Source organism: Methylorubrum podarium, from assembly GCF_022179745.1.
GTDB lineage: Bacteria > Pseudomonadota > Alphaproteobacteria > Rhizobiales > Beijerinckiaceae > Methylobacterium > Methylobacterium podarium.
Genome location: NZ_BPRD01000395.1, coordinates 1 through 7,521, shown reverse-complemented (window position 1 = coordinate 7,521; position 7,521 = coordinate 1). Strand labels below are relative to the sequence as shown.

Here is a 7,521-nt window from a genome sequence, read left to right as displayed (position 1 = left end):
TCGCGAGGCGGAGCCGAAGCGATCCAGGGCGCGACCTTTTCGGAGATGTCGCGCCCTGGATTGCCACGGCTTCGCCTCGCAATGACGAAGGAGAGACCGAAGCAATCAACCGGATGACGTAGGAGGCTCTGCGTCTCCCGTCGCGGTGCGGCCGGGAGGCGACCCGTCGATCCGCGACACCCCATCGAGACCACCGTTTTTGATCCCCTCGGTCCTTCCCGGGCACGCCTCAGAAAGGGCCGGCGGCGGAGGCTTGTCCGGATACGCGATGGCCCCACGCCGCGGCTGCGCGCGCAGCAGCGTGCCGCCGCCACGCCCGACCGGCACCGCTGGTCCGAGAAGCCTCTCTCGCCCAGCCGCTGCGGCCCGAGGCCGATGCCGGCGGCAACATCTTAGTTAGAACAATTCGTTTTAGTTGCTGTGGGAACACATCCACAGAGCAATGACCCCAGTCCGCTTGCTCACATCGCTGTGATCGCCTACTCGCTCAAAATATTAGTGCAGTTGAAGTCGCATGACGACTTGAAGCACCTCTATGGCCCTGCGTGAGCGCACTCCGCTGGTCATCGGACTAAGGACGCAGCGGTGTTCAATCCTGGATATCAACTTACTACAACCTCAATCTGCGCGCTGATCTGCGCGACCTCGCTCGGCATGGCCGCCCCGTGGTCGGTGACGAGAGCCTGGGCGCAGGATGCCGTGCAGCTCGACGAACTCGCGGTCCACGGTCAGGTCGGCAATGTCGGACGGGTCGGTCAGGGCGTCGGCCTGCTGAAGGACCTGCCCGCCCCCTATGCCGGCGGGCAGTTCGCCCGCGGCGGCTCGCTGGGCGTGCTCGGAACCCGGGATGCGCTGAACACGCCGTTCAGCACGGTCAACTTCACGCAGCAGGTGATCCAGGATCAGCAGGCGCGCACCGTCGCGGACACGCTCGTCAACGATTCATCGGTGCGGCTGACCACCGGCAGCAACGGCTTCGACGACACGTTCCAGATCCGGGGCTTCCAGGTTCCGGCTCAGGATGTCGGCCTGAACGGTCTCTACGGGCTGATCTCCTCCAATCGCGTCGCCGCGCAGTACATCGAGCGCATCGAATTGCTGAAGGGGCCGGGCGCGTTCATGTACGGCATCCCGCCGGGCGGCAGCGTCGGCGGCAGCATCAACATCGTTACCAAGCGCGCGCTCGATGTGCCGTTCGTCCGGGTCACGCCGCAATTCATCAGCGCCGGCAATTTCGGGGCGCATGTCGATGCCAGCATGCGGGGCGGCGAGAACAAGGAGTGGGGCATCCGGTTCAACGGCCTGGGCCGGACCGGAGAGGCGTCGATCAACGACGGCAACTGGCAGACCGGACTGGGGGCGCTCGCCCTCGACTATCAGGGCGAGCGCCTGCGCTGGGCCCTCGACGTCATCACGCAGAACGACGACACCAAGAATTTCCGTCCGCAGATGACCCTGCAGTCGACGATCCCGTTCATTCCCCGGCCGCCGGACGCCCGCGGCAACTGGTATCCGGGAACGCTGCTCAAGCAGCGGGACAACACGATCGCCTCCTTCATCGAGTACGATCTGACCGACTGGCTGACGGCCTATGGCGGCATCGGCTATCGCGCCGGCTCGAACGAGCAGACCTTCCCGGATTCCCGCGTCGCCGGCTTCACGGGCGGAGCGGACGCGCTCGGCAATTTCCGGCTCATCAACGCCTACTACGATTCCTACAGCAGTTCCGTCAGCGGCAATGCCGGCCTGAAGGCCCGCTTCGACACCGGCTTCATCAACCACTCGCTCAACTTCGTCTTCACCGGCTTCACGCGCGAGGACGGAAACGCCTATGTCGCGAACTCGGCGGCGCAGTCAGTGCCGTCGAACATCTACCGCCCCTCGCCGCTTCCGGTCGTGACCGGCGCGCGGATCGATCCCCGCCGAGCCTCGGACACGTCGCTGACGAGCGTCGCCGTCGTCGACACGATGTCGATCGCCGACGACACCGTCCTGCTGACCGCGGGCGTCCGCTACCAGATGGTGCATCAGCAGGGCTACAGCACCACGACCGGCCTGCGGACGACCGAGTACGACGCCGACGCGACCTCGCCCCTCGCCGGCATCGTGATCAAGCCCTGGCAGAACGTCGCGCTCTACGCGAACTACGCCGAGGGTCTGACCTCGGGGACGATCGTCGGGGCCGGCTACAGCAATACGGGCGAGATCCTCAGCCCCTACAAGTCCGATCAGCAGGAAGTCGGCATCAAGATCGACTGGGGCACCATCACGACGACGGCGGCGCTGTTCCAGATCAGCCGGCCGAACCAGGTCCGCACCGCCGCCAACGCCCTGGCCTACGATGGCGAGCAGCGCAACCAGGGCCTCGAATTGTCCGCCTACGGCGCGATCGTGCCGAGCGTGCGCGGTTTCGCGAGCGCAACCTTCCTCCGTCCCGAACTGACCAAGCCGGCCAATCCGCTGGAACGCGGGAACGACGCCGCCGGCGTGCCCGATCTGACGGTCTCGGCCGGGCTCGAATGGGACACGCCCTGGGTTCCCGGGCTCACCCTGAACGGCCGGGTGATCTACACGTCGGGCTCCTACCTGACCAACGCCAACACGCTGCAGTTCCCCGACTGGGCGCGGGTCGATCTCGGACTTCGCTACGCGACGATCGTCTACGACCGTCCGGTCACCGTTCGGTTCAACGTCGAGAACGTGGCCGACAACCGGTACTGGCTCACGACGGGCACCTTCGTGACGGTCGCCTCGCCCCGGACCTTCATCCTGTCCGCCTCCCTCGACTTCTGACGCTGCCGGGCGGCCGCCGGCGTCGTTGCGAGGCGAAGCCGTGGCAATCCAGGGCGCGACTTTTCCGGATGAGTCGCGCGCTGGATCGCTTCGGCTCCGCCTCGCGATGACGGAAAAGGCACCGAAGCGATCAACCGGAAACCGTACCAGGCTGCTTTCGCCGTGCGCCGGTGACTTCAACATGCAAAAGCCCCGGCCTCTCGGCCGGGGCTGACGTGGGTCTCGAACGTTTGGAGATTCCTTAGAAGAAGCCGAGCTTCTTCGAGGAGTAGCTGACCAGCATGTTCTTGGTCTGCTGGTAGTGGTCGAGCATCATCTTGTGGGTCTCGCGGCCGATACCGGACTGCTTGTAGCCGCCGAAGGCCGCATGGGCCGGGTAGGCGTGGTAGCAGTTCGTCCAGACGCGGCCGGCCTGGATGGCGCGGCCGAAGCGGTAGGCGCGGGTGCCGTCGCGGGTCCAGACGCCGGCGCCGAGGCCGTAGAGCGTGTCGTTGGCGATCGAGAGCGCCTCCTCGTCGTCCTTGAAGGTCGTGACCGAGAGGACGGGCCCAAAAATCTCCTCCTGGAAGATCCGCATCTTGTTGTGGCCCTTGAACACCGTCGGCTGCATGTAGAAGCCGTCGGCGAGGTCGCCCTCGCGGGTGCCGCGGGCGCCGCCCGTCAGACACTCCGCACCCTCCTGGCGGCCGATATCGACGTAGCTCAGGATTTTTTCGAGCTGCTCGGAGGAGGCCTGAGCGCCGATCATGGTCGCCGGATCGAGGGGCGAGCCCTGCGTGATCGCCTCGACGCGCTTGATCGCGCGCTCGATGAAGCGGTCGTAGATCGACTCGTGCACCAGCGCGCGGCTCGGGCAGGTGCAGACCTCGCCCTGGTTGAGGGCGAACATGGTGAAGCCTTCGAGCGCCTTGTCGAAGAAGTCGTCGTCCTCGTTGGCGACGTCCCCGAAGAAGATGTTCGGTGACTTGCCCCCGAGCTCCAGCGTGACCGGGATCAGGTTCTGCGAGGCGTACTGCATGATGAGGCGGCCGGTGGTCGTCTCACCCGTGAAGGCGATCTTGGCGATGCGCGGCGAGGAGGCCAGCGGCTTGCCGGCCTCGAGGCCGAAGCCGTTGACGACGTTGACCACGCCCGGCGGCAGCAGGTCGCCGATGAGTTCCAGAACCACGAGGATCGAGGCCGGGGTCTGCTCGGCGGGCTTGAGCACGACGCAGTTGCCGGCGGCGAGCGCCGGCGCCAGCTTCCACACCGCCATCAGGATCGGGAAATTCCACGGAATGATCTGGCCGACGACGCCGAGCGGCTCGTGAAAGTGGTAGGCCACCGTGTCGTGGTCGATCTCGGAGATCGCGCCTTCCTGCGCCCGCACGCAGCTGGCGAAGTAGCGCCAATGGTCGATGGCGAGCGGGATGTCGGCGGCGGTGGTCTCGCGGATCGGCTTGCCGTTGTCCCAGGTCTCGGCGAGCGCGATCAGGTCGAGGTTCTCCTCCATCCGGTCGGCGATCTTGTTGAGGATGCGCGCGCGCTCGGCCGGAGCGGTGCGGCCCCAGGCGTCCTTGGCGGCGTGCGCGGCGTCGAGCGCCTTGTCGATGTCCTGCGCGTCGGAGCGGGCGACCTCGCAGATCACCTTGCCGGTGATGGGGGAGGTGTTCTCGAAGTAGCGGCCGCCGACGGGCGCGACCCACTGGCCGCCGATGAAGTTGTCGTAGCGCGCCGAGAAGGGGGACTTCGTCTTGGCGTCCGCCAGGAATTCGGGCTTGTTCATCGCGTTTCCTCCATTGCGCTCGTTCGTCGACCGCTTTGCCGCCGGTCTTGCCGCTTTGCCGCGGGAGACAAGAGCAGCCGCCCCGTCTGATCAAGGTGGACTTTTGGCCAACGCGGCTTCTGGCGGCCGCCGACTTGATTGTTTTCGCAACTGTTTTCGCCGGCCGCCGATCATGCCGCCGCGGCTGAATCAGTTAGACCCTTTCGGGTCCGGTGGCGACCCCGCCCTTGGTCCAAGGCGTGACGCCGGGGCGCCGTCGTCGGGCAAACGGGGCGCGTCGGTGTCGAGGCCGTTCTGGTGCAGGATCAGGCCGGTGACGCGGCCCGCCTCGTCGGCGGTGAAGGTGATCCGCGCGTCGACCGCGCGCAGGAAGAAGGCGCGCTCGCTCTCCGGAAACAGCTCGTTGCGCGGCTGCCGCGTGCCTTGCGCGAAGATCCGCCCGTCCTCGACGGTCACCGCGATCTCGAAGCCCGGCGCCAGGGCGTAGCGGCCGGCGAGCGCCGCCAGGGCGGAACGGTCGATGGCGATCTCGCGGTGCGGGCGCGGCGGCTCGGCCAGGCTCGCCCGCGCCTCCGCCTCGGTCACCCGCGGCCCGGTCCGGTCGCGGCGGTCGCGGTGCAGGATCACCCCGGTCGGCGTGCCGTCGGGCTCGGTCTCGAAGGTGAGGCGCATGTCGGCGACGGGGCTGACGAAGGTCCGGTCGCTCTCCGGCACGAAGGGAAAGGCGGGCTCGCGCAGACCGGGTCCGTCCATCCGCGCGCTCAGGCCCCTTCCCTCCCGGGTGACGGTGAGGAAGGCGCGGGGGCCGAGGCGGTAGGTGCCGGGATAGCGGTCGAGGATCACGTCCTCCAGCACGATGGCCTCGGGCGCCTCGTAATGGCCGAGATGGAGCGCGGCGAGGTCGCGGGCGATCTTCTGGGCCGGGGCGGTCTCGGTGTTCGAGAGCACGATCACGGTCAGCCGGTCGTCCGGATAGATGTCGTTGATCGAGAGGAAGCCGGGAATCGAGCCGGCATGGCCGACGACGCGGTGGCCGCTCGTCCTGTCGCCCGGCTTGCCGAAGGCGCGGGAGACGAACCAGCCGAGGCCGTAGCCGGTGCCGTTGTCGGTGAACATCGCCGCGCGCGACGCCTCCGAGAGCAGGCGCGGGCCGGCGAGCGCCTCGTCCCAGGCGAGCAGGTCGTCGACCGTGGAGTAGAGCGCGCCCGCGGCGTAGGCCGAGCTCGCCGCCATCGGCACGGCGTTGCGCCACTGCGCCCGGCCGCGGCGGTAGCCCGCCGCCCGCCGCGGCAGGATCATGGTGAGGTCGTCGTAGCCGGTCTCCTTCAGCCCCAGCGGCGCGAGGATCGCTTCGCGCAAGTAGGCCTCGTAGGACTGGCCCGAGGCGGCCTCGATCACCATGCCGAGCAGCACGTAGTTGGTGTTGCTGTACTCGAAGCGCTCGCCCGGGGGGAACAGCAGCGGGTCGTTCGCGACGAGCGCCACGATCTGCGCCGGCGTGTGATCGACCCGCGCGATCTGGTCGTAGTAGTTCGGCAGCGCGGTGAAGTTGATGATGCCCGAGCGGTGCTGCAGCAGGTGGCGCAGGCTCACCCCCGCCCAGGCCTCCGGCACGGAGGGGACCCAGCGGCGGATCGAATCGTCGAGGCCGAGCCGGCCGGCTTCCGAGAGTTTCAGCAGGGCGGCCGCCGTGAAGGCCTTGGTGAGCGAGCCGATGCGGAAATGGGTCTGCGGCGTGTTCGCGATGTCCCACTCGCGGTCGGCGAGGCCGTAGGCGCGGCGGAAGACCGGCTGCCCGTCCTTCGCCACGAGGATGACGCCGGAGAACAGACCCGCCTCGATGTAGGGGGCGACGAGGGCGTCGGCCCGCTCGGCGAAATCCGCCTCGGCGCGCGCCGGGGTCGCGATCCAGCCCGCGAGGCCGGCGAGCAAGGCGGCGAGAACCGGCAGCGCGCGGTGCGGGCCCGCGGCGAGCCGCCGGCATCCCTGTCTCATGGAGATCTGGCTCACGGAGGTCTGGCTCACGGGGCTCCGGTCTCCTCGCGGTCGGCCGGCGGAGCAGAAGCGGGCTTTGCGGCCGGGGCGTGGCGCTCCGCGTCCCCTGCATGGGGACCAGGGCCGCGATCACGGTTTCGCCGCGACCCGCTGCGAGAAGCGCGTCGCCCCGGGCGGGACCCGCGCCACGCGCGCGGACCACGGCCCGGTGCAGCCGACGAGACATCAGAGGCAGACGATCATGACGATTCTTTCGCGCGCCCTGCACGCCGCTTCCCTGTCCGCCCTCCTCGCCGGAGCCGTGCTCGGTTCCGGGGCCGCGCTCGCCCAGGCGAAGCCCCCCGCCGCGCCGGATCGCGCGCCCACCGCGGCGCCGGAGCCGGGCAAGGAGATCGCGCTGACGCAGGCGCAGATCGACGGCCTCCTCGTCGCGCAGCCCGAACTCGCCAAGCTGTCCGGCGGCGCGCCCGACAAGCCGGACCCGAAGGCCGAGGCGGGGGCGCAGGCCCAGGCCGAGGCGATCGTGAAGCGGAACGGCTTCGCGAGCCTCGAAGAGTTTCAGGATGCCAGCGACACCGTCGACGCGGTGCTCGGCGGGATCGATCCCGAGACGAAGAGCTATGTCGGCGCCGCGCCGCTCCTGAAGAAGCAGCTCGCGGCTTTGCAGGCCGACAAGGCGATGCCCGCCAAGGAGAAGGCCGAGGCGGTCAAGGAGATCAAGGAGGCGCTCGCCGCGGGCGAGCCGGCCAAGCCCTCGCCGTCCAACATCGCCCTGGTGACGAAGAACTACGCGCGGCTCAGCGCGGCGATGGGTGACGAGCCGCAGAAATAGGCGCGGCCGCCTAAAAAAACCTCCCCCCTCTGCGGGGGAGGGTGCCTGCGGAGCAGGCGGGAGAGGGGCCGGCACAGGTCTTTCCGAAAGCGGCGTTCCCCTCACCCGACCCCCTTCGGGGGCCACCCTCTCCCGC

The 7,521-nt window shown here is 68.6% G+C and carries 4 protein-coding genes; 2 read left to right on the top strand and 2 right to left on the bottom strand.

The window, feature by feature from the left end:
- The first annotated feature begins 654 nt into the window (after positions 1 to 654).
- A complete protein-coding gene (locus tag MFF42_RS18940; RefSeq protein WP_238257133.1) occupies positions 655 to 2,793 on the top strand; it encodes a TonB-dependent receptor in 2,139 nt (712 codons plus the stop codon).
- A gap of 241 nt (positions 2,794 to 3,034) precedes the next feature.
- Here MFF42_RS18940 and adh read toward each other — a convergent pair whose 3' ends face one another.
- Positions 3,035 to 4,558 carry an aldehyde dehydrogenase gene (adh, locus tag MFF42_RS18935; RefSeq protein WP_238257132.1) on the bottom strand — a complete coding sequence of 508 codons (1,524 nt, stop codon included), beginning with the start codon at positions 4,556 to 4,558 and terminating at the stop codon, positions 3,035 to 3,037.
- A 189-nt stretch (positions 4,559 to 4,747) separates the two neighbouring features.
- On the bottom strand, positions 4,748 to 6,583 hold the full coding sequence (locus MFF42_RS18930; RefSeq protein ID WP_238257131.1) for a serine hydrolase: 1,836 nt from the start codon (positions 6,581 to 6,583) through the stop codon (positions 4,748 to 4,750).
- A gap of 211 nt (positions 6,584 to 6,794) precedes the next feature.
- Here MFF42_RS18930 and MFF42_RS18925 point away from each other — a divergent pair, with 211 nt between their 5' ends.
- On the top strand, positions 6,795 to 7,385 hold the full coding sequence (locus MFF42_RS18925) for a hypothetical protein (protein WP_238257130.1): 591 nt from the start codon (positions 6,795 to 6,797) through the stop codon (positions 7,383 to 7,385).
- Positions 7,386 to 7,521: the final 136 nt, after the last annotated feature.

Coding starts and splice junctions, on each gene's coding strand:
- MFF42_RS18925 (WP_238257130.1), top strand. CDS start 6,795: ATGACGATTCTTTCGCGCGCCCTGCACGCCGCTTCCCTGTCCGCCCTC.
- adh (WP_238257132.1), bottom strand. CDS start 4,558: ATGAACAAGCCCGAATTCCTGGCGGACGCCAAGACGAAGTCCCCCTTC.
- MFF42_RS18940 (WP_238257133.1), top strand. CDS start 655: ATGGCCGCCCCGTGGTCGGTGACGAGAGCCTGGGCGCAGGATGCCGTG.